Origin of the sequence: Streptomyces rishiriensis, from assembly GCF_003112535.1 — a bacterium.
In the GTDB taxonomy this organism is placed as follows: Bacteria; Actinomycetota; Actinomycetes; order Streptomycetales; family Streptomycetaceae; genus Streptomyces; species Streptomyces rishiriensis.
Window position 1 is genome coordinate 1 of record NZ_BEWA01000029.1, and the last position, 25,678, is coordinate 25,678.

Annotated in this window: 20 protein-coding genes and 1 rRNA gene; 16 read left to right on the forward strand and 5 right to left on the reverse strand. The window is 73.0% G+C overall.

The annotated features are described in order from the left end of the window. The first annotated feature begins 79 nt into the window (after nucleotides 1-79). The 3 genes from rrf (at nucleotide 80) to Sri02f_RS42345 (ending at nucleotide 2,406) form a co-directional block, all read left to right on the forward strand. A 5S ribosomal RNA gene (gene rrf, locus Sri02f_RS36995) occupies nucleotides 80-196 on the forward strand. Nucleotides 197-214: 18 nt separating this feature from the next. Beyond that, nucleotides 215-1,597 carry a hypothetical protein gene (locus Sri02f_RS42340; RefSeq protein WP_245970961.1) on the forward strand — a complete coding sequence of 461 codons (1,383 nt, stop codon included), beginning with the start codon at nucleotides 215-217 and terminating at the stop codon, nucleotides 1,595-1,597. Next, a complete protein-coding gene (locus Sri02f_RS42345) occupies nucleotides 1,582-2,406 on the forward strand; it encodes a tetratricopeptide repeat protein (protein WP_218029929.1) in 825 nt (274 codons plus the stop codon). The genes Sri02f_RS42340 and Sri02f_RS42345 overlap by 16 nt, the downstream gene beginning before the upstream one ends. 58 nt (nucleotides 2,407-2,464) lie before the next feature. On the opposite strand, the gene Sri02f_RS37005 is transcribed toward Sri02f_RS42345, so the two are convergent. Further along, entirely contained in the window at nucleotides 2,465-3,748 is a 1,284-nt protein-coding gene (locus tag Sri02f_RS37005; protein ID WP_109005697.1) for a DUF1015 domain-containing protein, read from the reverse strand. Nucleotides 3,749-3,821: 73 nt separating this feature from the next. Between Sri02f_RS37005 and Sri02f_RS37010 the strand changes: the two genes are divergently transcribed. The 4 genes from Sri02f_RS37010 to Sri02f_RS37025 all read left to right on the forward strand — a co-directional run bounded on the left by Sri02f_RS37010 (nucleotide 3,822) and on the right by Sri02f_RS37025 (nucleotide 8,017). After that, nucleotides 3,822-4,850 (forward strand): HAD hydrolase-like protein, encoded by a 1,029-nt coding sequence (locus Sri02f_RS37010; RefSeq protein ID WP_109005698.1) that lies wholly within the window; start codon nucleotides 3,822-3,824, stop codon nucleotides 4,848-4,850. Between the two features lie 178 nt (nucleotides 4,851-5,028). Continuing rightward, complete coding sequence (locus tag Sri02f_RS37015; RefSeq protein WP_109005699.1) at nucleotides 5,029-6,072, forward strand: FecCD family ABC transporter permease; 1,044 nt, start codon at nucleotides 5,029-5,031, stop codon at nucleotides 6,070-6,072. Next, nucleotides 6,069-7,127: a FecCD family ABC transporter permease gene (locus tag Sri02f_RS37020; RefSeq protein ID WP_109005700.1), complete on the forward strand. Its 1,059-nt coding sequence runs from the start codon at nucleotides 6,069-6,071 to the stop codon at nucleotides 7,125-7,127. Before Sri02f_RS37015 ends, Sri02f_RS37020 begins: the two co-directional genes overlap by 4 nt. Then, nucleotides 7,124-8,017, forward strand: coding sequence for an ABC transporter ATP-binding protein (locus tag Sri02f_RS37025; RefSeq protein WP_109005701.1), 894 nt, complete (start codon nucleotides 7,124-7,126; stop codon nucleotides 8,015-8,017). The genes Sri02f_RS37020 and Sri02f_RS37025 overlap by 4 nt, the downstream gene beginning before the upstream one ends. Here the strand turns inward: Sri02f_RS37025 and Sri02f_RS37030 are convergent. Then, a complete protein-coding gene (locus Sri02f_RS37030; protein WP_109005702.1) occupies nucleotides 8,001-8,348 on the reverse strand; it encodes an SCP2 sterol-binding domain-containing protein in 348 nt (115 codons plus the stop codon). The genes Sri02f_RS37025 and Sri02f_RS37030 overlap by 17 nt on opposite strands. 42 nt (nucleotides 8,349-8,390) lie before the next feature. Between Sri02f_RS37030 and Sri02f_RS37035 the strand changes: the two genes are divergently transcribed. The 5 genes from Sri02f_RS37035 (at nucleotide 8,391) to Sri02f_RS37055 (ending at nucleotide 13,910) form a co-directional block, all read left to right on the forward strand. Beyond that, complete coding sequence (locus Sri02f_RS37035) at nucleotides 8,391-8,765, forward strand: hypothetical protein (protein ID WP_109005703.1); 375 nt, start codon at nucleotides 8,391-8,393, stop codon at nucleotides 8,763-8,765. A gap of 7 nt (nucleotides 8,766-8,772) precedes the next feature. Further along, complete coding sequence (locus Sri02f_RS37040; protein WP_109005704.1) at nucleotides 8,773-9,588, forward strand: TlyA family RNA methyltransferase; 816 nt, start codon at nucleotides 8,773-8,775, stop codon at nucleotides 9,586-9,588. After that, the gene (locus tag Sri02f_RS37045; RefSeq protein WP_069773189.1) at nucleotides 9,585-10,490 is read left to right on the forward strand and encodes an NAD kinase; all 906 of its coding nucleotides are present in this window, start codon (nucleotides 9,585-9,587) and stop codon (nucleotides 10,488-10,490) included. Before Sri02f_RS37040 ends, Sri02f_RS37045 begins: the two co-directional genes overlap by 4 nt. Nucleotides 10,491-10,600: 110 nt before the next feature. After that, nucleotides 10,601-12,319, forward strand: a complete 1,719-nt coding sequence (recN, locus tag Sri02f_RS37050) for a DNA repair protein RecN (protein WP_109005705.1) — start codon at nucleotides 10,601-10,603, stop codon at nucleotides 12,317-12,319. A 460-nt stretch (nucleotides 12,320-12,779) separates the two neighbouring features. Beyond that, complete coding sequence (locus tag Sri02f_RS37055) at nucleotides 12,780-13,910, forward strand: glycosyltransferase family 4 protein (protein WP_109005706.1); 1,131 nt, start codon at nucleotides 12,780-12,782, stop codon at nucleotides 13,908-13,910. Between the two features lie 124 nt (nucleotides 13,911-14,034). Here Sri02f_RS37055 and Sri02f_RS37060 read toward each other — a convergent pair whose 3' ends face one another. The 3 genes from Sri02f_RS37060 to Sri02f_RS37070 form a co-directional block, all read right to left on the reverse strand. Next, a complete protein-coding gene (locus Sri02f_RS37060) occupies nucleotides 14,035-15,678 on the reverse strand; it encodes a PucR family transcriptional regulator (RefSeq protein WP_109005707.1) in 1,644 nt (547 codons plus the stop codon). Nucleotides 15,679-15,747: 69 nt separating this feature from the next. Continuing rightward, the gene (locus Sri02f_RS37065; RefSeq protein ID WP_109005708.1) at nucleotides 15,748-17,130 is read right to left on the reverse strand and encodes an FAD-binding oxidoreductase; all 1,383 of its coding nucleotides are present in this window, start codon (nucleotides 17,128-17,130) and stop codon (nucleotides 15,748-15,750) included. A 111-nt stretch (nucleotides 17,131-17,241) separates the two neighbouring features. Continuing rightward, nucleotides 17,242-19,044 carry a glycoside hydrolase family 15 protein gene (locus Sri02f_RS37070; protein WP_109005709.1) on the reverse strand — a complete coding sequence of 601 codons (1,803 nt, stop codon included), beginning with the start codon at nucleotides 19,042-19,044 and terminating at the stop codon, nucleotides 17,242-17,244. A gap of 468 nt (nucleotides 19,045-19,512) precedes the next feature. Here Sri02f_RS37070 and pyrG point away from each other — a divergent pair, with 468 nt between their 5' ends. The 4 genes from pyrG (at nucleotide 19,513) to ald (ending at nucleotide 25,617) form a co-directional block, all read left to right on the forward strand. After that, nucleotides 19,513-21,177 carry a CTP synthase gene (pyrG, locus tag Sri02f_RS37075; RefSeq protein ID WP_109005710.1) on the forward strand — a complete coding sequence of 555 codons (1,665 nt, stop codon included), beginning with the start codon at nucleotides 19,513-19,515 and terminating at the stop codon, nucleotides 21,175-21,177. 92 nt (nucleotides 21,178-21,269) lie between these two features. Beyond that, the gene (locus tag Sri02f_RS37080; RefSeq protein ID WP_109005711.1) at nucleotides 21,270-21,896 is read left to right on the forward strand and encodes an NUDIX domain-containing protein; all 627 of its coding nucleotides are present in this window, start codon (nucleotides 21,270-21,272) and stop codon (nucleotides 21,894-21,896) included. Nucleotides 21,897-22,289: 393 nt separating this feature from the next. Then, nucleotides 22,290-24,356 carry a tetratricopeptide repeat protein gene (locus Sri02f_RS37085; RefSeq protein WP_109005712.1) on the forward strand — a complete coding sequence of 689 codons (2,067 nt, stop codon included), beginning with the start codon at nucleotides 22,290-22,292 and terminating at the stop codon, nucleotides 24,354-24,356. A gap of 136 nt (nucleotides 24,357-24,492) precedes the next feature. Next, the gene (ald, locus tag Sri02f_RS37090; RefSeq protein WP_109005713.1) at nucleotides 24,493-25,617 is read left to right on the forward strand and encodes an alanine dehydrogenase; all 1,125 of its coding nucleotides are present in this window, start codon (nucleotides 24,493-24,495) and stop codon (nucleotides 25,615-25,617) included. Nucleotides 25,618-25,678: the final 61 nt, after the last annotated feature.

Below are 25,678 nucleotides of genomic sequence, written 5' to 3' on the forward strand. Positions count from 1 at the left end.
AGTTCTGAGGCAACGACCGTTGCCGGTTAGAGCTGAAAACAAGTAAAAAGTGTGCTTGTTCGCTCGAAACCATTAGGGTTTCGGTGGCCATAGCGTGAGGGAAACGCCCGGTTACATTTCGAACCCGGAAGCTAAGCCTTACAGCGCCGATGGTACTGCAGGGGGGACCCTGTGGGAGAGTAGGACGCCGCCGAACAATCTTTGGAAAGGACCCTTGGTCCCAGCGTTCAGCTGGGACCAAGGGTCCTTTTCGTTTTTCTGGAGCGCGCCGGGTACTCGGGTGCGCGAGAATGTTTGCTGTACCGATGACAGGAGTCACCCATGTCCACCAACTCTCCCGACGACCGACCTGAGCGCGACCAGCGGCGACGGGACAGTGGGGACCGCGGCGATCGCGCCGGCGGCGACCGCGGTGACCGTGGCGGCTTCCGTCGCGACAACGACCGTGGTGGATTCGCTCGCCGCGACGACCGTCGTGACGAGCGCGGCCGTGACGATCGTGCCCGTGACGACAGGAATCGTGACGATCGCGGTCGTGGTGAGCGCGGGGGCTTCCGTCGGGACGACCGCCGTGATGACCGTCGGGACGACAGCCGGGGTGGCTTCCGCCGCGACGACAATCGTGGTGCCGGTGGCGGCGCTGGTGGCGGTTATGGCCGTCGGGACGATCGTCGTGATGACCGGCGTGAGGGAAACCGCGGTTCTCGGCCGGCGTTCCAGCGTGATGACCGCGGGGATCGTGGGCCGCGTCGCGACGACCGTGGTGGCGACCGTCCGGGCTTCCGCCGTGACGACCGCGGGGACCGGGGTTCTCGGCCGGCGTTCCAGCGTGATGACCGCGGGGATCGTGGGCCGCGTCGCGACGACCGCGGTGGCGACCGTCCGGGCTTCCGCCGTGACGACCGCGGCGACCGGGGCGACCGCCCCGGCTTCCGTCGTGACGACCGCGGCGACCGGCCGGCGTTCCGTCGGGACGACGACCGTGGGGGGAACGGCCGGCGCGAGGACAACCGCGGTGGCGGTTACGGTCGTCGGGACGACAGCCGTGGTGGTGGCTTCGGTGGTCGTGACCGTGACCGTGGCCATGAGGGTGGCGGTTATGGCCGTCGGGACGATCGTCGTGATGACCGGCGGGATGACCGGCGTGAGGGGGACCGGGGTTCTCGGCCGGCGTTCCAGCGTGATGACCGCGGGGACCGTGGGCCGCGTCGCGACGACCGGGGCGGCGACCGTCCGGGTTTCCGCCGTGACGACCGCGGGGACCGGGGCGACCGTCCCGCCTTCCGCCGTGACGACCGGCGTGATGATCGCCGCGACGACCGTCGGGACGACCGTCGGGACGACCGGCGTGACGATCGTGGTGGGTTCCGGGGGCGGGACGACCGGGGTGCTGCCCCCCGTGGTCCGCGTCGGGACGACCGTGGCGGACGGCCCGGTGGTTTCCGCGGGCGCGACGGTCGTGACGACCGTCGGGACGATCGCGGCGGCGGCCGTTTCCGCGACGACCGGGACCGGGAGCGGGAGCCGATCAAGCGGCTGCCGATCCCGGAGGACGTCACCGGCGAGGAGATCGACAAGGACGTGCGGCAGGAGCTGATGAGCCTGCCCAAGACGCTCGCCGACGACGTCGCCAAGAACCTGGTGATGGTCGCCCGGTTGATCGACGAGGAGCCCGAGCGTGCCTACGCGTACTCCAAGGTGGCCCTGCGGCTCGCCTCGCGTGTCGCGGCCGTCAGGGAGGCGGGCGGGTTCGCCGCGTACGCCAACCAGAAGTACAGCGAGGCGCTCGCCGAGTTCAGGGCCGCCCGGCGGATGAGCGGCTCCGTGGAGCTGTGGCCCGTCATGGCCGACTGCGAGCGTGGGCTCGGACGGCCGGAGAAGGCGCTGGACATGGCCGGCGCTCCCGAGGTGCACAAGCTCGACAAGGCCGGGCAGGTGGAGATGCGGCTCGTCGCGGCCGGCGCCCGCCGTGACTTGGGACAGCTGGACGCGGCCATCGTGACGCTCCAGAGCCCCGAGCTGGCGGCCGGTTCCGTCCAGCCGTGGACCGCGCGGCTGCGCTACGCGTACGCCGACGCCCTGCTCGCCGCCGGGCGTGAGGGCGAGGCGCGGGAGTGGTTCGCCAAGGCCGTCGAGGCGGACCGGGACGGCAGCACCGATGCCTCCGACCGGCTCGCCGAGCTGGACGGCGTGGACTTCGTGGACGCCCTGGACGAGGAAGGCACCGACGGGGCCGAGGGGACCGACGGGGCCGATGAGGTCGACGAGGTGGACGAGGTCGTCGTGAAGACGGCGGCGGAGGCGGCGGGCGTCGAGGACGCGGCCGAGGCCGAGGTCGAGGCCGACGACGCGAAGGCCGACGACGCGAAGGCCCACGACGCGAAGGCCGACCGCGACGAGGACTGACGTACGGCGAGGGGCGGGATCCGGTGTGACCGGGTCCCGCCCCTTCGTGCGTTCAGGGTCAGGCGTCGAGTGCGCGCAGGACCAGTCCCGAGGCCGGCTTGGGGCCGAACGACGTCGACTTGCGGGGCATGGTGACGCCCTGGCGGGCCAGGTCGCGGACGACCTCCTCGCGGACGGGGTGCAGCAGGACCGCCGTGCCGCCGTCGCGTTCGGCCTTCCGCACGGTCGCCGCGGTGTCGTGGATGTAGGCGATGCGGGCGGGGTCGTCCTCCGGGATGCCCCATATGTGGTCGAGGAGCGTGGCGTGCAGGACCGTCGCGTCCAGGGTGCGCCAGGCCTCCGGGCGGTCGGTGGGGACCGTGCGGGCGAGGAGGGCCGGGTCCGGGCGGTCGACGAGGTGGAAGGCGCCGTCGCCCGCGAGGAGGAACGCGTTGCCCGCGCACGCGGCGTCGGCCAGGACGTCGAGGGCCTGCGGGAGGGCGACGTCCAGGGACCGGACGCGGAAGTGCCCGTCGAGCGCGGCCAGGGCCCCGGCGACCGAGAGGCCGTGCAGGAGGCGGTGGATGGCGCGCACGCGCAAGGGGTAGCGCGCCGTGTCCACCAGGAGGACGAGGCCGTGGTCCCAGGGGCCGGGCGCGGGATGTTCCGCGCGCAGTCGGAGGTAGGTCGCCCAGCGGTGGTGGCCGTCGGCGATCAGGGCCTGACGGCGCGAGAGGTCCTGCTGGACGCGGGCCGTCTCGGCGGGGTCGGTGATCGCCCAGAGCCGGTGGCTGTAGCCGTCCTCGGTGGTGGTGGACAGCAGTGGGGGGAGGGCGGCCGCGCGGTCCACGGCCTCCGCCGCGGCGCCGTCGCCCCGGTAGGTGAGCAGGAGGGGTTCGAGGTTCGCGTGGGTGGCGCGCATCAGGGCGGCACGGTCCGCGACGATGTGCGGCATGACGTCCTCGTGGGGCAGGACGACGCCCTCCGAGGGCTCCGAGACGCGCAGGGCGCCGATGAGCCCGCGCTGGAGCATGCCGTCGGCGTGGCGCTGCTCGTAGACGTACAGGGCGGGCTCGGGGTCGGCCGTGAGGACGCCCTCGGAGAGCCAGCGGCGCAGGGTGTCGGCGGCCTGTTCGTTGCGGGCGGCGGGGGTGGCGGCCTGGGGGAGGATCAGGCGGACGATGTTGTACGGGTCCGCGTCCTGGAGGTGATGCAGGCCGTCGGGGCGGACCACGACGTCGTACGGCGGGGAGGTGACGGCGGCGAGACTGCCGACCCGGTCGGGGTCGTAGCGCAGGCCTCGGAACGGGGTGAGTTCCAGGCCTCGGGGCGCCGTCGCCTCGGAGGGACCTGCTGTGTTCATCCCGGCATCGTACGTGTGTCGGTGGCGTGCGGGATGATCGAGGGAAAGCGGATCGAGCGAGGAGCGATGTGGAATGAGCCGGAGCGTCAGGACGAGGCCCGAGGGCAGTGGGCAGGCCCTGAGCGAGGCGTACGACACGGCTCTGCTCGACCTCGACGGGGTGGTGTACGCCGGCGGGAACGCGATCGTGCACGCCGTCGACTCGCTCGCCTCCGCGCGGGCGGGCGGGATGCGCCTCGCGTACGTCACCAACAACGCGCTGCGCACGCCGGACGCCGTGGCGGACCATCTGACGGAGCTGGGCATACCGACGGGGGCGCAGGACGTCATCACCTCGGCGCAGGCGGTCGCTCGGCTGATCAGCGAGCAGGTGCCGGGGGGTTCGCGGGTGCTGGTGATCGGCGGGGAGGGGCTGCGGGTCGCACTGCGCGAGCGGGGGCTCGTGCCGGTGGAGTCGGCGGACGACGACCCGGCGGCCGTGGTGCAGGGCTTCGGCGGGCCGGACCTGCCGTGGGGGCGGTTCGCGGAGGCTTCGTACGCCGTCGCGCGCGGGGTGCCGTGGTTCGCGTCCAACACGGATCTGACGATTCCCAGCGGGCGGGGCATCGCGCCGGGCAACGGCGCGGCGGTGGAGGTCGTGCGGATCGCGACCGGCGCCGAGCCGCAGGTCGCGGGCAAGCCGTTGCCTCCCATGCACCGGGAGACGATCCTGCGCACCGGCGCGAAGCGGCCGTTGGTGGTCGGGGACCGGCTGGACACGGACATCGAGGGCGCGTTCAACGGGGAGGTCGACTCGTTGCTCGTCCTCACCGGTGTCACCGACGGGCCGCAGTTGCTCGCCGCGCCGCCGCAGCACCGGCCGACGTATGTCGACGCCGATCTGCGCGGGCTGCTCACCGGGCAGCCGGAGGTCGCCGTGGAGGGGGACGGGTTCCGGTGCGGCGGCTGGACGGCCGGCGCGGGGACCGAGCGGCTGGAGCTGACGGGTGAGGGCGAAGCGCTGGACGGGCTGCGGGCGTTGTGCGCGGCGGCCTGGACGGCGGCCGGGGACGGGGCCTGTGAGCTGGACGGGGGGAAGGCGCTGGCACGGCTCGGACTCTGACGCGTGAGGGCGTGACAGACCGCCTGTGACGGTCCGTCGGGTGTGACGGACCGTCGGGTGTGACGGACCGACGGGTGTGACGGACCGGTGGACGCGACGGACCGGATCACGTGACGGGCCGGTGGGTGTGACGGGCCCGGGGCCTGGCATTGTTGCGAGGGTAGGCTAACCTAACCGGGTGTTGGTCGACAGTGTTCCCGTACCGCGCGCGGAGACCGCCCCCGCGCCCCGCAAACGCCGGGCGGTCCGTTCCGTCGGACTCCTGGCCGCCGTCGCGGTGCTGCTGCTGGTCGCGGTGGCGAGCATCGCCGTCGGGGCCAAGGAGTTGTCGGCCGCGCAGGTCTGGCACGGCCTGTTCCACGACTCGGGGACATACGCGGACGTCGTCGTCGACGAGCGGATCTCGCGGACCGTGCTCGGTCTGCTCGTCGGGGCCGCGCTCGGCCTGTCGGGCGCGGTGCTGCAGGCGCTGACGCGCAATCCGCTGGCCGATCCCGGGCTGCTCGGCCTCAACGCGGGCGCGTCGGCCGCCGTCGTCACCGCCATCTCCTTCTTCGGCGTCACCAGCCTGAGCGGCTATGTGTGGTTCGCGTTCTGCGGAGCGGCCGCGGTCGGCGCGCTGGTCTGGTTCCTGGGCGGCAGCCGGGGGGCCACCCCCGTGCGCCTCGCGCTCGCCGGCACCGCGGTCAGCGCAGCGCTCTACGGCTACCTCCAGGCCGTGATGATCCTGGACGACGCGGCGCTCGCCCGGATGCGTTTCTGGACCGTCGGCTCGTTGTCCTCGGCGACCGACGAGACCATCCGGCAGGTGCTGCCCTTCCTCGTGGCCGGCACGCTGGTGGCGTTCGTCCTCGCCCGGCCGCTGAACGCCGTGGCGATGGGCGACGACACGGCCAAGGCGCTCGGCGCGAACCTCAACCGCACCCGGGCGCTGTCGATGCTCGCCGCGACCGTGCTGTGCGGCGCGGCGACCGCGGCCTGCGGGCCGATCGTGTTCGTCGGGCTGATGGTCCCGCACGTGGTCCGTTCGTTCACCGGGCCCGACCTGCGCTGGATCATGCCGTACGCGGCGATCCTGTCGCCGGTGCTGCTGCTCGGCTCCGACGTCGTCGGCCGGGTCGTGGCCCGCCCGTCGGAGGTCCAGGTCGGCATCGTCACCGCGATCATCGGCGGCCCGGTCTTCATCTTTCTCGTACGACGGCGGAGGACGGCCCAGCTGTGAAGAGCGCGCAGAAGACCCCTCGCGGCCCCCGTGCGCTGCGCACCCCGGGCGGGCTGTCCGTCCGGCTGGATCCGCGGGCGCTGATCGTCGTCGTGCTGCTGGCGGTCGTCGCGCTCGCCGCGGGCGTGGTGCTGATCGGCACCGGCGACTTCCCGATCCCGGCGGGCGACGTCGTGAGGACGCTGTTCGGCCACGGCGACGCCGGGCAGGAGTTCGTCGTCAACGAACTGCGGCTGCCGCGCGTGCTCGTGGGCCTGCTCGTGGGGGCCTCGCTGGGGCTCGGCGGGGCGCTGTTCCAGGCCGTGTCGCGCAACCCGCTGGGCAGTCCGGACGTGCTGGGGCTCGGGCAGGGGGCGACGGCCGGCGCGCTCGTGATGATCGTGCTGTTCTCCGGGAGCGCCGCCCAGGTGACCATGGGCGCGCTCGTCGGCGGGCTGGTGACCGGGGCCCTGATCTACCTGCTCGCGTGGAGGCGGGGCGTCCACGGGTACCGGCTGGTGCTCGTCGGCATCGGCGTCTCGGCCGTCGCGACGGCGGTCAACGGATACCTGCTCACCAAGGCCGACTTCGTCGACGCGGCCCGCGCCGTGGTGTGGATGACCGGCACGCTCGACGGCCGTGACTGGAAGCAGGTCTGGCCGCTGCTCGTGCTGGCCTGTGTGCTCGTGCCGCTCGTCCTCGCCCACGCGCGCGGGCTGCGGATGATGGAGATGGGCGACGACGTCTCCCACGCGCTGGGCGTGCGCGTGGAGCGCGTACGGCTGGTGCTCATGGTGTCCGCCGTGCTGCTGACCGCGGCGGCCACCGCCGCGGCGGGACCGGTCAGCTTCGTGGCGCTCACCGCGCCGCAGCTCGCCCGTCGGCTGACCCGCTCGCCCGGACCGAACCTCGTGGCGTCCCTGTGCATGGGCGCCGCCCTGCTGGTGAGCGCCGACTGGGCCTCGCAACGGCTCTTCGGTGACGGGCAGTTGCCCGTGGGCGTGGTCACCGGCGTGCTCGGCGGCGTCTACCTGCTGTGGCTTCTCGTCACCGAGCGCAGGGCGGGCCGTATATGACCGGCCGGGTCGGTCACCACAGCCGCTCGGCCGAACCGAACATGCGAAGGAGCACCGTGAACCGCCTGTCCGCCGAGGACGTCACCCTCGCCTACGACCAGAGGGTCATCGCCGAACAGTTGTCGGTGGAGATCCCGGACAACTCCTTCACCGTGATCGTCGGCCCGAACGCGTGCGGCAAGTCGACGCTGCTGCGGGCGCTGTCGCGGATGCTGAAGCCGAGCCGGGGGCGGGTGCTGCTGGACGGGCAGGTCATCCAGTCGATGCCGGCGAAGAAGGTGGCGCGGACGCTGGGGCTGCTGCCGCAGTCGTCCGTCGCCCCCGACGGGATCACCGTCGCCGATCTGGTGGGCCGCGGCCGTTACCCGCACCAGGGCGTCCTGCGGCAGTGGTCGGCCGAGGACGAGCGGGTGGTGCGGGAGTCCATGGCGCAGACCGGGATCGCCGAGCTCGCCGACCGGTACGTCGACGAACTGTCCGGCGGGCAGCGCCAGCGTGTGTGGATCGCGATGGCCCTCGCCCAGCAGACCCCGCTGCTGCTGCTCGACGAGCCCACCACGTACCTGGACATCCAGCACCAGATCGACGTCCTCGACCTGTGCGCCGAGCTCCACGAGGAGCAGGGGCGCACGCTCGTCGCCGTGCTGCACGACCTCAATCACGCGGCCCGCTACGCGACCCATCTGGTCGCCCTGAAGGGCGGCGAGGTCATCGCGCAGGGCGCGCCGAACGAGATCGTCACCGCCGCTCTGGTCGAGGAGGTCTTCGGGCTGCGCTGCCAGGTCATCGACGATCCCGAGACGGGGACGCCGCTGGTGGTGCCGGCGGCGCGCAGGGCGCGGGCGGGAGCCGTGGGTGCCGGGAGGGTCGCGGCTACAGAAGTTTCCTGAGCTGGAACAGGTCCTTGAGGCCGGCCTCCAGTTTCACCCGGCCCGAACCCCACGCCTTGGCGAAGTTCAGCTCGCCGTCGACCAGCGCGACCAGGTCGTCGCCGGTCATGGTCAGTCTGATCTGCGCCTTCTCCGCCGGCGGCCCCTGCAGGGTGTCCTGCACCACGATCCGGCCGCCCGTCATGCGGCCGACGAACGTGACGTCCAGGTCGGTGATCCGACAGCTCACCGAGCGGTCCAGGGCCGTGGCCGTGCGGACGTCCCCTTCGGTGCTCTGCATGGAGTCGGAGAGCTTCTCGAGTGCGGCGCGGCACTCCTCGATCGTGGCCATCGCGCACGACGGTACCCCAGGTGTTCGAGGTAGCGTCTGGGCATGAGCGACACAGTGCCGGAGACCGCGGCGGAGGCGCCGGAGCCGCCGACGGCGGCCGGGTCCGGGGAGCGCGAGCAGGAGCAGACGCACGGGGAAGAGTGTGAGCGGGAGCGCGAGCAGGAGCACGCCCCCGCCGGTCCCGCGCCGCTGGCCGTCCCGCGCGCCTCCACCGGACACGCGGAGGTGGACGCGCAGCTGGAGCGGCTGGCCGACGCCGACCACCTCGCCACCGACGGACACGTCGAGGTGTACGAGGATGTACACCGGGGGCTGCGCGACGCGCTCACCGCGCTCGACGCCCGCCCGGGACCCCCGGCGCCCGCACCGTCGTACGACCGGCGGACGCCTTCACCCTCGTATGGCAGTAGGAGCTGAACCGAACGTGGCAGGAGTCGCACGTCGCCGTCTGGACGCGGAGCTGGTCCGCCGCAAGCTCGCGCGCTCGCGTGAGCACGCCGGGCAGCTGATCGCCGCCGGCCGGGTCAGCGTCGGCAAGACCGTCGCGACGAAACCGGCCACACAGGTGGAGACCGCCGCAGCGATCGTCGTGGCCGTCGACGCCGACGACCCGGACTACGTCTCCCGGGGCGGGCACAAGCTCGCCGGGGCGCTGGAGGCGTTCGTGCCCCAGGGGCTCGTGGTGCGGGGACGGCGGGCCCTCGACGCCGGCGCCTCCACCGGAGGGTTCACGGACGTGCTGCTGCGGGCGGGCGCCGTGCACGTCGTCGCCGTGGACGTCGGATACGGACAACTCGCCTGGTCTCTTCAGAGCGATGAACGCGTCACCGTCAAGGACCGTACGAACGTACGCGAGTTGACGCTTGAAGCGATCGATGGGGAGCCTGTGGATCTTGTCGTGGGGGACTTGTCCTTCATCCCGCTCGGGCTGGTGCTGCCGGCCCTGGCGCGGTGCGCCGGACCGGACGCGGACCTGGTGATGATGGTCAAGCCCCAGTTCGAGGTGGGGAAGGAACGGCTGGGCAGCGGGGGCGTCGTGCGCAGCCCGCAGCTTCGGGCGGAAGCCGTTCGGGGCGTGGCCGCGAAGGCGTGGGACCTGGGACTCGGGGTGCGGGGGGTCACCGCCAGTCCGCTGCCCGGGCCGTCGGGCAATGTCGAGTACTTTCTGTGGCTTCGGGCCGGGGCTCCCGCCCTGGACCCGGCCGACGTCGACCGTGCAGTTGCGGAGGGGCCGCGTTGAGTCAGAACCGAGCTCGTACTGTTTTCCTGCTCGCCCACACCGGGCGGCCTGCGGCCATCCGCAGTGCCGAGCTGGTGGTCAAGGGGCTGCTGCGCGAGGGCATCGGGGTGCGCGTACTGGAGTACGAGGCGTCCGACCTGCATGTGCCGGACGACGTGGAACTGGTCGCCGAGGCCACCCCGCAGTGCCTGGAGGGGTGCGAGCTGCTCATCGTCCTCGGCGGTGACGGCACGCTCCTGCGCGGCGCGGAGTTCGCGCGGGCGTCCGGGGTGCCGATGCTCGGCGTCAACCTCGGGAGCGTCGGCTTCCTCGCGGAGGCCGAGCGCGACGACCTCGACAAGGTCGTCGACCGGGTGGTGACCCGGGCGTACGAGGTCGAGGAGCGCATGACCGTCGACGTCGTCGTGCACCGCAACGGGGACATCGTGCACACCGACTGGGCGCTGAACGAGGCGGCCGTGCAGAAGGCGGGCGCCGAGAAGCTGCTCGAGGTGGTGCTGGAGATCGACGGGCGGCCGGTCACCGGGTTCGGGTGCGACGGGATCGTCCTGTCGACGCCCACCGGCTCCACCGCGTACGCGTTCTCCGCCGGCGGGCCCGTGGTGTGGCCGGAGGTCGAGGCGTTGCTGATGGTGCCGATCAGCGCGCACGCGTTGTTCGCGAAGCCGCTGGTGACCTCGCCGAACTCGGTGCTCGCGGTCGAGCTGCTGCCGCACATCCCGCCGGGGGTCCTGTGGTGCGACGGGCGGCGGACCTTCGAGCTGCCTCCGGGGGCCCGGGTCGAGGTGCGACGCGGCGCCGTGCCGGTGCGGCTCGCCCGGCTGCACCACGCCTCGTTCACCGACCGGCTTGTGGCGAAGTTCGCCCTGCCCGTCGCGGGCTGGCGCGGGGCGCGGAACTAGGGTCTGTCGTTCGGATCGGGGGCCGGGGAGGCGCGTCCACTCGCGCGGGTGACAGGGTGCCTCGCACTTTCCCTCCCCGACCTCGTAAGGTCGTCTCCGTGTTGGAGGAGATGCGGATACGGTCGCTCGGAGTCATCGACGACGCTGTCGTCGAGCTGTCGCCCGGCTTCACCGCCGTCACCGGTGAGACGGGCGCGGGCAAGACCATGGTGGTCACCAGCCTCGGACTGCTGCTGGGCGGACGCGCTGATCCCGCCCTCGTGCGGATCGGTGCGGAGAAGGCGGTCGTGGAAGGACGGATCACGGTGCCCCCGGGCGCCGCGGTGGTCCTGCGGGCCGAGGAGGCGGGCGCCGAGCTCGACGACGGGGCGTTGCTCATCAGCCGTACCGTTTCCGCCGAGGGGCGGTCGCGGGCGCACGTGGGCGGGCGGAGCGTGCCCATGGGCGTGCTCGCCGAACTCGCCGACGAGCTGGTGGCCGTGCACGGGCAGACCGACCAGCAGGGGCTGCTCAAGCTGTCCCGGCAGCGGCAGGCGCTCGACCGGTACGCGGGCGACGCGGTGACGGTGCCGCTCGCCAAGTACACCGAGGCCTACCGGCGGCTGCGGGCGGTGGCCGTCGAGCTGGACGAGATCGTCACCCGCGCGCGTGAGCGGGCGCAGGAGGCCGACCTGCTGCGCTTCGGGCTCGACGAGATCGCCGGCGTCGAACCGCGCGCCGGGGAGGACGTCGAGCTCGCGGAGGAGGCCGAGCGGCTCGGACACGCGGAGGCGCTGTCGTCCGCCGCCACGGTCGCGCACGCCGCGCTGGCCGGGAACCCCGAGGATCCCGAGGGGATCGACGCCGCCACGCTCGTGGCGGGCGCGCAGCGGGCCCTGGAGGCCGTTCGGTCGCACGACCCCGCGCTGTCCGCGCTGGCCGACCGGATCGGGGAGATCGGCATCCTGCTGGGCGACGTCGCGGGCGAGCTCGCCGGGTACGCCGACGACCTGGACGCCGACCCGCTGCGGCTGTCGGCCGTGGAGGAGCGGCGGGCCGCGCTCACCGCCCTCACCCGCAAGTACGGGCAGGACACGAACTCCGTGCTCGCCTGGGCCGAGCAGAGCGCCGCCCGTCTCACCGAGCTGGACGGCGACGACGAGCGCATCGACGAGCTGACCGCCGAGCGGGACGCGCTGCGGACCGAACTCGGCGGGCTGGCGCAGGCGCTGACCGACGCGCGCACGGATGCCGCGGAGCGGTTCGCCGCGGCGGTGACCGCCGAGCTGGCCTCGCTGGCCATGCCGCACGCGCGCGTGTCGTTCGACATCCGGCAGACCGAGGACCCGGAGGGCGTCGAGGTCGGCGGCCGTACGGTCGCCTACGGGCCGGCCGGCGTGGACGAGGTCGAGCTGCTGCTCGCCCCTCACCCGGGCGCCCCGCCGCGGCCCATCGCCAAGGGCGCGTCCGGCGGTGAGCTCTCGCGCGTGATGCTGGCCGTCGAGGTCGTGTTCGCGGGGACGGATCCGGTGCCGACGTATCTCTTCGACGAGGTCGACGCGGGCGTGGGCGGCAAGGCGGCCGTCGAGATCGGGCGTCGGCTGGCGCGGCTCGCGAAGACCGCGCAAGTGGTGGTCGTCACCCACCTTCCGCAGGTCGCCGCCTTCGCCGACCGGCAGCTGCTGGTCGAGAAGACGCACGACGGGTCGGTCACCCGGTCCGGCGTGAAGGTCCTGGAGGGCGAGGAGCGCATCCGCGAGCTGTCCCGCATGCTCGCCGGCCAGGAGGACTCCGAGACGGCGCGGGCCCACGCGGAGGAGCTCCTCGCCACGGCTCGCGCGGACGGGTGACGGCCCCTGCCGCAGACTGCACGGCAGGCACGGCAGGCACGGCAGGCACGGCAGGCACGGCAGGCACGGCAGGTCCTGAGGGCGCTGAGGGCGCTGAGGGCGCTGAGGGTGCCGCGCAGCGGATGCGGGGCGGGCGGCGCGGGGCGACCCGCACGGCCCGCCCCGTCGGCGTTGCTCCCGTAGGCCCGGACCCGGTCGCCGTCGCCGTTCCCGTCGACTGCGGCGCGGCGCGGCCCGGTCGGGGCCGACGAATCGAACGCGGAACCGGTCGGCTTCACCCGCGTGGGTGAAGCGCAGGGGTCTGCGGGCCGTCGCCCGGAGGCTGGAGGGCACGGAACACCCGTACGTCCTGGCATCCTTGGGCGCAATACGTGGAGGAACGCCAGCGGTCCACCCCTCCGCCCGGCCCTTCTGTACGTTTCTTCGTGACCGTCCGAGCCGAACCAGGAGCCCCGGCCACGTGAGCAGCCACTCACCGCACGGCCAGTCGTCGCTGCGCACCGTGCAGGTGCTGGGCGGCGGCAACGCCGGCAGCAGCGCGCATGTGCGCTCCCTGACCGCGGGGCTCGTCGCGCGGGGCGTGCGGGTCACGGTGTGCGCCCCCATCGATGCGGATGACACCTACGACTTCAGGGGCGCGGGCGCCGAACACGTGCACGTGCCGCGCAGCAGTGACCCGGGTTCCGTGGCGGCGCTCCGCGCGGCCTGCACCGACGCCGACCTCGTCCACGCGCACGGACTGCACGCCTCCTTCCGCGCCGTCCTCGCGCTCAGCGGCCGACGCACCCCGCTCGTCGTCACCTGGCACAACCGCGCGCACGCCGAGGGCGCCCGCGCCCACCTGCTGCGACTGCTGGAGCGACGCGTCGCGAGGACGGCCACGGTGGTCCTCGGCACCACCTCCGACCTGGTCGACCGGGCCCGCCGCACGGGCGCCCGCGACGCGCGGCTCGCGGCGGTGGCGCTGCCCCGGCGCCGGCCGGGCGAGGGGCCGCAGGAGGAGTGCGAACAGCCGCTGCCCAAGCTGCGGGCCGAACTCGGCGCGATCGGCCGGCCCCTGCTCGTGGCGGTCGGCTCACTGGACCGGCACCGGGGGCACGACCTCCTGCTGGACGCCTCGCACGCGTGGCGCGAGCTGGATCCCGCCCCCCTGGTGGTGATCGCGGGGGAGGGGCCGCAGCGGGCCGAGCTGCAGCGCCGCATCGAGGACGAGGAGCTGCCGGTCCGGCTCGTCGGGCTGCGGGACGACGTCAGCGAACTCCTGGCCGCCGCCGACCTGGCGCTGCTGCCCGGCGGCGGGGAGTCGCGGTCGGTGCTCGCGCAGGAGGCGCTGCACGCGCGCGTGCCGCTCGTCGCGACTCTGACCGGCGGCGTCCGCGAGCTCGTCGGCGACGCGGCCGAACTGGTGCCGCGCGGCGATGCGAGAGCCTTCGGCGCCGCCGTCGTACGGCTGCTCGGCGACCCCGAACGGGCCGGGCGGCTGCGGGACTCGGGCACCCGGCAGGCGGCCACCTGGCCCACCGAGGACGAGACCGTCGCCCAGGTGCTCAGCGTCTACGACGAGCTGACGCAGCCCCGCCCGATGATCTGAGCCGCGGAGGAACAGCTGCCGGGCCCGATGTCGCGGGCCGGCCGGGACCGGGCGACGCCGACGGCCCCGGCGAACGGGGGCGAAGGGGCGCGCGCCGGCGTTCTCGGCGGCACGGCACGTGGTCTCACGGCACGTGGCGCCGCGCCTGCAGCGCCAGGCTCAACGCCAGGACCGTCTGGGGGTCGTCGAGGTCGGTGCCGAGCAGTTCGCCGATGCGGGCGAGGCGGTTGTAGAGGGTCTGCCGGTTCAGGTGCAGCTCGCGGGCCGTCTCCGCCTTGCGTCCGGCGTGCGCCAGATACGTCTCCAGGGTCGGCAGCAGCGGCGGCCTGGAGCGCTGGTCGTGGTCGCGGACCGGGCCGATGGCGCGGTCCACGAACGCCGCCAGGTCGCGGTGGTCGCGCAGCCGCCACAGCAGCAGGTCGATGTCCAGACGGCGGGCGTCGTACCAGAGGCGGTCCGGCAGACCGTGCGCCGCCGTCGCCGTCTCCGCCGCGTGTCCGAGCCCCGCCGAGGCGGCTGCCCAGCCGCCCGCGACCCCGACGACCACCACCGGGGGCGCGGCCCCCGGCCGTTGCATCCCGGCCCGCTCCACCCCGGCGCGCAGCGCCGCCGCGACCCGGTCCGCCACCGCGGGCCGCTCCGCCTCCGAGCGCAGTCCCAGCAGCACCGGCACGCGGCCCTCCACCGGCCGCACGCCCAGCAGCACCGGCACCCCCACCGACGTCAGCTCCTCCGCGACCGCCCGTGCCAGCACCGCCCAGCCCCCGCCCGGTGAGATGCCGTCGCCCAGGCGCATGACGACCGGCAGCAGCGGGCCGGCGGCGGGCCTGAAGCCGAGCACCCGCGCCTGCGCCGGGGCGTCCTCCGCGGCGATCCGGCCCTCGGCGAGGTCGGTCAGGAAGTCGCCCCGGCCGCGCGCGGCGAGCTCCTCCTCCTGGCGGGCCTGCATCAGCACCACCGCCAGGATCCCGGCCGCCCGTTCGGCCGCGATGCGGTGCACGGGAGCGAGCGGGGCACGCACGGGCAGCTGCACCAGCCGGGCACGCACCGCGCCCGTCCCCGACCCGCCCCCGGGCACGTCCACCAGCACCGAACCGGCGGGCGGCGGCGCGTCCTTGTGCGGGCCGCGCAGTCCCTCCCACACCTGGAGCGGATCCGCGCCCTGCGGGCCCTCCCCGGCCGCGTACAGCAGGCGTCCGTCGGTCGTCTCCAGGAACACCGGGTTGTCGCCGAAGTCCGCCAGGATGCCCAGCACCTGCGGGATCCCGCCGCCGCCGAGCAGGGCCTGCGTACAGCGCCGGTGCACCTCCTCGGCCTGCTGGAGAAGGGCGTAGTGCCCGTTGACGATCTCGGTGTGGACCTCCTCCGTGACCGTCACGAACGCCACCTCGCGGTGCAGTTGGACGAGCGGGAGCCCGGTCGTGCGCGCCGTCTCGACCAGGGCCGCGGGCAGCCGGTCGAAGCGCGGGCCCAGCTCGATCACCAGGGCCGCGATGCCCCGCTCGGCCAGCGTGCGGACGAACGCCCGTTGCTCGGCCGGACGCGTGCCGAGACCGTAGCCCGTCGTCAGCAGCAGTTCCCCGCCCTTGAGCAGCGAGGCGATGTGCGGGACCTCGCCCGCGTGCACCCAGCGCACCGTGCGGTCCAGCCGCTCGCCGCCCGCGAGGACCTCGGGCAGCCCGCTGCGCAGGCCGGGCAGCTCCAGCGCGCGCTGCACGGTGATGCCGGCGCTCCGGCTGTCCAATCGGTGGTCCGTGCGGCTGTCCATGCAGCGGACGCTACCTGCGCGGACCTTCCGGTGACATCTGGACCTTCCGGTGACATCTGCGCGGTGGTCTCAGGCGGGCCTGACGTTGTGGTTGAAGCGGAACACGTTCTCGGGGTCGTACCCGCGCTTCACGTCGGCGAGCCGCCGGGCGTTCTCCGCGCCGACGCCCGCGACGACCCGGTCGGCGCCCTCGTCGCCGATGAAGTTGAGGTAGACCGCTCCGGTGCTCCACGGCTGTGCGTCGGCCCGGACGTCCCGGACCCACTGGATGCACCGCTCGTCGTCCGCCGGGTCCTCCCACAGTCCGAAGGGGTGCACGGCCCAGGGCGCGTCGCGGTACGGCACGGGGTACTCGTGCGGGCCGGCGCCGATCGCGCCGCCCTGCGGGAACAGCGCGTGCATGGTGCCGGTCGGCACGGGCATGGCCCGGCCGCGGGCGCAGTACACGTCGACGAACTCGTCCGGGGCGCCGGTCAGGTACTCCGCCGACCAGTAGTTCCGCATCCCGGGCGGGTCGTCGAGCATGCACTGGACGTCGGCGTACGGCATCGCCCCGACGACCTCCGTCTCGTGCGGCAGCGCCAGCAGGGGCTGGGCGAGCTTGCGCATGTCCTCCTCGGCGCCGGCGTACGTCAGCAGCATCCCGCACAGCAGCGAGCCGACCAGGTGCGGCGGGACGAACTCCTCGGGCGGCCCGGTGAGGTAGATGACGGCGCCGCTCGCCTCGTCCGGGCCGGCCGCTATCACGTCCCGGTAGGTGCGGGTGACCTCGGGGCCGAACTCGGGCAGGTAGAGCAGCAGCGCGATGGAGAACTCGGGCAGCTCGTGCAGCTTCAGGGTGAGCGCGGTGGCGACGCCGAAGTTGCCGCCGCCGCCGTGCAGCGCCCAGAACAGGTCCGGGTGCTCGTCGGCGTTCGCGCGCACCTGCCGGCCGTCCGCGGTGACCAGCTCGACTTCGAGCAGGTTGTCCACGGCCAGGCCGTAGCGGCGGTCGAGCCAGCCGGTGCCGCCGCCGAGGACGAAGCCGCCGACGCCGGTGGTGGAGGCCCGGCCGCCGGTGGTGGCCAGCCCGTGGGGCTGACACGCGCGGTCCAGGTCGCTCATGGTGGCCCCGCCGGCGATCCGTGCCGTCCCGGCGGCGGGGTCGACGGCGACCGCGCGCATGTGCCGCAGGTCGACCACCAGGGCGCCGTCGCCCAGCGCCATGCCCGCGACGCTGTGTCCGCCGCCGCGCACCGCGACGGGCAGGTCCAGGTCGCGGGCGCAGCGCACGGACCGTACGACGTCGGACTCGTCGACGCACTGGGCCATCGCGGCCGGACGACGGTCGATCATCGCGTTGAAGACGGTCCGGGCCTCGTCGTAACCCGGATCCTCCGGGGCGAACACGTCGCCGACCAGTTCCTCGCGCAGCGCGGACAGTGCCGCGCCCGCCTTCGATGGGGAGGCCATGAGGCGCCCCCTTCCGTGCAGGGGCAGATGGCTCCAGCGTAGGCGGGCGCGGCCGCCCGGTCCTGTTCGGCGGCCGCACGTCACCGGTCCGTAAGACCTCTGCCCAGGGGCTCAGCCCCCGTACGCCCCCGACGCCGTCAGCCGCAGCGCCGTGTCGATCAGCGGGACGTGGCTGAAAGCCTGCGGGAAGTTGCCGACCTGGCGCTGCAGGCGCGGGTCCCACTCCTCGGCCAGCAGACCGAGGTCGTTGCGCAGGGAGAGCAGCTTCTCGAAGAGCTTGCGCGCCTCGTCCACCCGGCCGATCATCGCGAGGTCGTCCGCCATCCAGAACGAGCAGGCCAGGAACGCGCCCTCGTCGCCCGGGAGGCCGTCCACGCCCTCGTCGCCGCCCGAGGTCGGGTAGCGCAGGATGAAGCCGTCCGGGGTGGACAGCTCGCGCTGGATCGCCTCGATGGTGCCGATCACCCGCTTGTCGTCCGGGGGCAGGAAGCCCATCTGCGGGATGAGCAGCAGCGACGCGTCCAGCTCCTTGGAGCCGTAGGACTGGGTGAAGGTGTTGCGCTCCTTGTCGTAACCCTTTTCGCACACGTCCCGGTGGATGTCGTCGCGCAGCTCGCGCCACTTGTCCAGCGGACCGTCGGCGTCGCCGGACTCGATCAGCTTGATGGTGCGGTCGACCGCGACCCACGCCATGACCTTGGAGTGCACGAAGTGGCGGCGCGGGCCGCGCACCTCCCAGATGCCCTCGTCGGGCTCGTCCCAGTGCTGCTCCAGGTAGCGGATCAGTTTGAGCTGGAGCAGGGAGGCGTAGTCGTTGCGGGCCAGGCCGGTCATGTGGCCCAGGTGCAGGGCCTCGGTGACCTCGCCGTAGACGTCCAGCTGGAGCTGGTGCGCGGCGCCGTTGCCCACCCGGACCGGGCCGGAGTTCTCGTAGCCGGGCAGCCAGTCGAGCTCGGCCTCGCCGAGCTCGCGCTCGCCCGCGATGCCGTACATGATCTGCAGGTTCTCGGGGTCGCCGGCGACCGCGCGCAGCAGCCACTCGCGCCAGGCGCGGGCCTCCTCGCGGTAGCCGGTGCGCAGCAGCGAGGACAGGGTGATGGCCGCGTCGCGCAGCCACGTGTAGCGGTAGTCCCAGTTGCGGACGCCGCCGATGTCCTCCGGCAGGGACGTGGTGGGGGCGGCGACGATGCCGCCGGTCGGGCCGTACGTCAGCGCCTTGAGCGTGATCAGGGAGCGGATCACCGCCTCACGGTAGGGGCCGTGGTACGTACAGTGCTCGACCCACTCGCGCCAGAACTCCTCGGTCGCCTCCAGGGACTGCTCCGGCTCCGGCAGCGGCGGCGGCTGCTTGTGCGAGGGCTCCCACGAGATCGTGAACGCGATCCGGTCGCCGGGCGCGACCGTGAAGTCGGCGTAGGTGGTCAGCGACTTGCCGTAGGTCTCGCAGTCGGTGTCGAACCACACCGAGTCCGGGCCCGCCACGGCCACCGTGCGGCCCTCGTGCTTGTGCACCCACGGCACCACCCGGCCGTAGGAGAACCGCATCCGCAGGGTCGAGCGCATCGGGACCCGGCCCGAGACGCCCTCGACGATCCGGATCAGCTGGGGCGCGCCGTCGCGGGGAGGCATGAAATCGGTCACCCGGACGGTGCCGCGCGGGGTGTCCCACTCGGACTCCAGGATCAGCGAGTCGCCGCGGTAGGTGCGCCGGGCCGCACGTGGCGGCGGCGCGTCGGAGGCGTGCGCCGGACCGAGGCGCCAGAACCCGTGTTCCTCCGTGCCGAGCAGACCGGCGAAGATCGCGTGCGAGTCGAAGCGGGGCAGGCACAGCCAGTCCACTGTCCCGTCACGGCAGACCAAGGCGGCGGTCTGCATGTCTCCGATGAGTGCGTAGTCTTCGATGCGCCCGGCCACGTGCAACTCCAGTCGAACGGCCACGTCACCCCCATGGGACACGGGGGCTGTCGCTAGTGCGGTCAAGGGGTCGTTTGTAATGCGTCGTTGAGCGCTGAAGCAAAGCAGCCGCTCGGCCCTCAGGGCAAAACGCCGATTATTGCTCAACGAACTGACGAGCTCTCGTTGTTCCGGTGGGGGACGGGCTGGGGTGTGCCGTCTTGCCGACCGGGCTCGGCAGTGAGTGTCCGAGCAGGATACGACGCACGTAGATGATCTGCGTGCCGCTCGCGGCAACGCGGGTGGGCCGAACGGGTGAGCAACGGGTGAGAAACCGGTGCGGGACGGCCTCCCGTGTCGGGCCGTGCGCGGAGCGTGGCCGGAAGCCATCCCTCCGAGGCGCTGATACCCTGGTAGCCCGTGGACCGGTGGTCTCGAAGCCCCCGAACCGCACACCCCAATCGCGACCACGGGAGCCCCCTCTTGGCCATGACGCCCAAATCCACGACGACCAAGCACATCTTCGTCACCGGGGGTGTCGCCTCCTCGCTCGGCAAGGGTCTGACGGCCTCCAGCCTCGGCATGCTGCTCAAGGCGCGGGGACTGCGCGTCGTGATGCAGAAGCTCGACCCGTACCTGAACGTCGACCCGGGCACGATGAACCCCTTCCAGCACGGTGAGGTGTTCGTCACCAACGACGGCGCCGAGACCGACCTGGACATCGGCCACTACGAGCGCTTCCTCGACCGCGACCTCGACGGCTCCGCCAACGTCACCACCGGCCAGGTCTACAACACGGTGATCGCCAAGGAGCGGCGCGGCGAGTACCTCGGCGACACCGTCCAGGTCATCCCGCACATCACCAACGAGATCAAGCACCGCATCCGCCGCATGGCGACGGACGAGGTCGACGTCGTGATCACCGAGGTCGGCGGCACCGTCGGCGACATCGAGTCGCTGCCGTTCCTGGAGACGGTCCGCCAGGTCCGGCACGAGGTCGGCCGGGACAACGTCTTCGTGGTGCACATCTCGCTCCTGCCGTACATCGGCCCCTCCGGCGAGCTGAAGACCAAGCCGACCCAGCACTCCGTCGCGGCGCTTCGCAACATCGGCATTCAGCCGGACGCGATCGTGCTGCGCTGCGACCGCGAGGTGCCGACGGCGATCAAGCGCAAGATCTCGCTGATGTGCGACGTCGACGAGGACGCGGTGGTGGCCTGTCCCGACGCGCGCTCGATCTACGACATCCCGAAGACCGTGCACCGCGAGGGTCTGGACGCCTATGTCGTCCGCAAGCTGGACCTGCCCTTCCGCGACGTGGACTGGACGACGTGGGACGACCTGCTCGACCGCGTCCACAACCCCGCCCACGAGATCACCCTCGCCCTGGTCGGCAAGTACATCGACCTGCCCGACGCCTATCTCTCGGTCACCGAGGCGCTGCGCGCCGGCGGCTTCGCCAACAAGGCCCGCGTGAAGATCAAGTGGGTCACCTCGGACGACTGCAAGACCCCGGCCGGCGCCAGGGCGCAGCTCGAGGACGTCGACGGAATCTGCATCCCAGGCGGCTTCGGCGACCGCGGCGTGCTCGGCAAGGTCGGCGCGATCCGCTACGCCCGCGAGAACCGGATCCCGCTGCTGGGCCTGTGCCTGGGCCTGCAGTGCATCGTGATCGAGGCCGCGCGCAACCTCGCCGACATCGGCGACGCCAACTCCACCGAGTTCGACCCGGCCACCGGGCACCCGGTCATCTCCACGATGGCCGAGCAGCTCGACATCGTGGCCGGCGAGGGCGACATGGGCGGCACGATGCGGCTGGGCATGTACCCGGCCAAGCTGGCGGAGGGCTCCATCGTCCGTGAGGTGTACGACGGCAAGGAGTACGTCGAGGAGCGGCACCGGCACCGCTACGAGGTGAACAACGCCTACCGCGCCGAGCTGGAGAAGAAGGCGGGCATCCTGTTCTCGGGCACCTCGCCGGACGGCAAGCTCGTCGAGTACGTGGAGTACCCGCGTGACGTCCACCCCTACCTGGTGGCCACGCAGGCGCACCCGGAGCTGCGGTCGCGGCCCACGCGTCCGCACCCGCTGTTCGCCGGCCTGGTGAAGGCGGCGGTCGAGCGGAAGGTCGCCGAGGGGCAGACTTCGAAGTAACACACCAGTTGTACGGTGGCCGGGGTGCGAACCTTCAAGGGTTTGCGCCCCGGTTTCGTTTGCGCAGGTGGCACGGTGGAAGGACGCAAGGCATGACGATCAAGGACACTCCTCAGACGTGGGAGATCCGGGCCACCCAGACCCCCTTCGTGGGCAACAAGACCTCGGTGCGCACCGATGAGGTGGTCATGCCCGACGGCTCGGTGGTCGGCCGGGACTACCAGGTCCATCCCGGCTCCGTGGCGGTCCTCGCCCTCGACGACGAGGACCGTGTGCTGGTGATCAAGCAGTACCGCCACCCCGTGCGGCACAAGCTGTGGGAGATCCCGGCCGGTCTGCTCGACGTGCCCGGCGAGAACCCGCTGCACGCGGCCCGGCGCGAGCTGTACGAGGAGGCGCACGTCAAGGCCGAGGACTGGCGCGTTCTCACCGACGTGTACACGACGCCCGGTGGCTGTGACGAGTCCGTGCGGATCTTCCTGGCCCGGGGGCTGTCGGAGGCCGACGGCCAGCGCTTCGCGGTGGAGGAGGAGGAAGCCGACATGGAGCACGCGCGCGTGCCGGTCGCCGACCTGGTCCGGGCGATCCTCGCGGGCGACGTGCACAACAACTGCCTCGTGGTCGGCGTGCTGTCGCTGGTGGCCGCCCGCGGCGGGGAGGGCGTGGACGCCCTGCGGCCGGCGGAGGCGCCCTGGCCGGCCCGTCCGTTCGAGGCCTGAACCAGCCGCTCGTCCCTCACCCGTCACCGACCGGTGTGCGCCCGTTCCTCGCTCGGGCTCACCGGCCTGAATCACCCGTTCCCCGTGCTCGCTCGCAGGCCTGAAATCACCCGCACCGCGTCACCCCGCACAGGCCTGAATCCACCGGTCGCCCGGAGCGCCTCGCCGGTCACCGGTCACCGTCCCGTGAGCCCGCCGTCGTCCGCGTCGGCCCGGCTTCGCGGCCCCTCCGGGCCGCTCGCGGTGTGACGATCGGCTGATCCGATCGGGGGAGTCCCGGCCGCGCGCCGCCGTGCTCCTCCCGGAACGTCGCAGAGCGTGAACTAGGCTCTGGAATCACCCGATCCGGAGTCCCGGGCGGGTTGCGTGCGCGGTGGGACGGGAGTGTGGCCCGTGACGGATCAGGCAGTGGACACAGGCGGCGTGCAGCTGTCCGGACACGCTGCGCCAGAGGGCCATTTCCTGGGCCGCACCCGGGAGTTGAAGGAACTGCGCGCCGACATCGAGCGCGCGGGGCTGGACACCATCTCCGGCCGGAAGGCCCCTCGCGCGCGCGTGCTCCTGATCGCCGGCCGGCCCGGCTCCGGACGGACCGCGCTCGCCGAGGAACTCGTCCGGCAGGTCGCCGACCGCTATCCGGACGGCGTGCTGCGCGCCCGTCTCGCCGAGCCCGACGGCACGCCCGTGCCGGTGGAGCGCGCCGCCCGTGAGCTGCTCGCCGCCTTGGACGTGCCGGCTCCCGCCGGCGCCGACGAGGACGACCTGGCGGCCCTGCTGCGCGCGTCCCTCGTCGAGCGGCGGGTGCTGCTCCTGCTCGACGACGCCACCGGCGCCGAACAGGTGGACGCACTGCTTCCCGACGCCCCGCAGTGCCTGCTCGTCGCCGTCTCCTCGGGGCCCCTCACCGGCATCGCGGACGTCCGCCCCTGCACCCTGGGCGGCCTGGACACCAAATCCGCCCTCGAACTGCTGACCCGGTACACGGGCTCGGTCCGCATCACCGTCGACCCGCTCTCCGCCGAGGGGCTGGTGGAGGCCTGCCAGGGCGAGCCCGCCGCCCTGACGCTGGCGGGAGGCTGGCTCGCCGCCCGCCCGCAGGCCGCCGTCGCCGACCTCGCGAGGCAGCTCCACGCGGAGAGCGACGAGGGCTCGCCGCTCAGCCGGGTGTTCGGGCTCGTGCACGCCGCGCTGCCCGCCCCCGCCGCCCGGGTGCTGCGACTGCTGTGCCTCGCCCCGGCCGGCCTCGTCGACCCGCACACCGCCTCCGCGCTGGCCGGCTGCTCGGTGGGCACGGCCCGCACCACTCTGGACGACCTCACCGCACTCGGGCTGCTGCGGTCCGTGGAGTCCCCGCTGCCCCAGTACGAGATCCCCGGCTGTCTGCACCCCCTGCTGCGCGCCGCCGCCGAGACCCACGACCGCCCGGCCGAGCTCCAGCTGGCCCGCGCCCGCATGCTGGAGCGCACGGTACGGCTGCTGCAGTCCTGCCGGGCCATCACCGAGACCGACAGCCCCCAGGCCCGCGAGAAGCTCCAGGGCATGCCCCGCGCCCTGCGCTTCCCCACCCCGCGCGCGGCCGCCGACTGGCTGAGCGTGCGCCGGCCCGCCCTGCTGGCCTCGGCCCGCCTCGCCGTCGCGGACGGGGAGCTGGACACCCTCGCCCGCCGGCTGATGTCCCAGCTGGTGCGGGCGATGGTCGCGCACGTGGGCACCCAGGCGGCCGCCCCGGACCTGTACGGGGTCCACCAGCTCGTCCTGGACGTGGCCGAGCGCCGCGGGCTGCCCCGGGAGAAGGCCGCGGCCCTGCTGAACCTGGCCGACGTCGACGCCCGGACGGGCCGCACCGCGGAGGCCCTGGCGCGCTACCGGGCCGCGCTGGACGCCGGACGCGAGGCGAACGACCCGTACGCGATCGGCCGCGCGATGGAATCCGTAGGCGGCGCCCACCTGGAGCTCGGGGACTACGAGCGGGCCGCCGACTGGTTCGGCCGCGCCCTCGCCCAGCGCCTGGCCCGCGACGAGCGGGCGGACGCCGCCCGCCTGTACGGCCGCATCGCCACCGCGCACACCTACGCCGGGCGCTACGGAGAGGCCCAGCGGGCCTGGCGGGCCGCCGCCGCGGGGCACCGCAAGAACGCCGATGTGGCGGCGCACGCAAGGGCGTTGAGCGAGCTGGCCCGGGTCCAGGAGTACGCGGGCCGCCCCGAGGAGTCGCTGCGCACCTGCCGGGAGGCGGTGGAGTGGGCCGGGCGCGCCGGGGACACCCGGCTGCGGGCCGCGGTGCAGCTGAGACTGGCCGACACCCTGGACCGCCTGGGCGACCCGGCGGCGGCCCGCCTGCACCGGGGCGAGGCCGAGCGCATCCTGGAAGAGGAGCCCGCGGACGGCGATACGGGGCCCGAACAGCCGGAACACGCCGCTAACACCTGCGAAATCCGCAGTGCATCCGCTGAAGGTTGATGCAATGAAAGGCTAGACAGCGGGAACACCTTCATTAGACTGGCTCTGCCGCACGTTCTCCTGCGGTGCGTCCCGGTGTGCCCTGTACCTCCGGGAATGTCTTCGCTGTGCCCCCACACCCTCTGAGCCAAGGACCGTGATCGACGTGAAGGTCGGCATCCCCCGCGAGGTCAAGAACAACGAGTTCCGGGTGGCCATCACCCCCGCCGGTGTGCACGAGCTCGTGCGCCACGGCCACCAGGTCGTCGTCGAACGAGGCGCCGGTCTCGGCTCGTCCATCACGGACGACGAGTACGTGGCCGCCGGTGCGCAGATCCTGGAGACCGCCGACGAGGTGTGGGCCACGGCCGACCTGCTGCTGAAGGTCAAGGAGCCCATCGCCGAGGAGTACCACCGCCTGCGCAAGGACCAGACGCTCTTCACGTACCTGCACCTGGCGGCGTCCAAGGAGTGCACCGACGCCCTCGTCGAGTCGGGCACCACCGCGATCGCCTACGAGACCGTCGAGCTCCCGAACCGCGCGCTGCCGCTGCTCGCCCCGATGTCCGAGGTCGCGGGCCGGCTGGCCCCCCAGGTCGGCGCCTATCACCTGATGCGCGCCAACGGCGGCCGCGGTGTGCTGCCCGGCGGCGTCCCGGGCGTGCTGGCCGCCAAGGCGGTCGTCATCGGCGGCGGCGTCTCCGGCTGGAACGCGGCGCAGATCGCCATCGGCATGGGCTTCCACGTGACCCTGCTCGACAAGGACATCAACAAGCTCAAGGAGGCCGACAAGGTCTTCGGCACGAAGATCCAGACGGTCGTCTCCAACGCCTTCGAGCTGGAGAAGGCCTGCCTGGAGGCCGACCTCGTCATCGGCGCCGTGCTCATCCCCGGCGCCAAGGCCCCGAAGCTGGTCACCAACGAGCTGGTGTCCCGGATGAAGCCCGGAAGTGTCCTTGTCGACATCGCCATCGACCAGGGCGGCTGCTTCGAGGACTCCCGCCCGACCACGCACGCCGAGCCGACCTTCCCGGTCCACGACTCGGTGTTCTACTGCGTCGCCAACATGCCCGGCGCGGTCCCCAACACCTCCACCTACGCGCTGACCAACGCCACGCTGCCCTACATCGTCGAACTGGCGGACAAGGGCTGGGTGGAGGCGCTGCGCCGCGATCCGGCCCTGGCCAAGGGTCTCAACACCCATGACGGCAAGGTCGTTTACCGCGAGGTCGCCGAGGCGCACGGGCTGGAGCACGTGGAGCTGGAGTCCCTGCTCGGCTGAGCCGGAGGGCTCCCGGCGACCCCGGGAAGCCAAGTCACCTTTTCGTAAAGGCGATACGTCA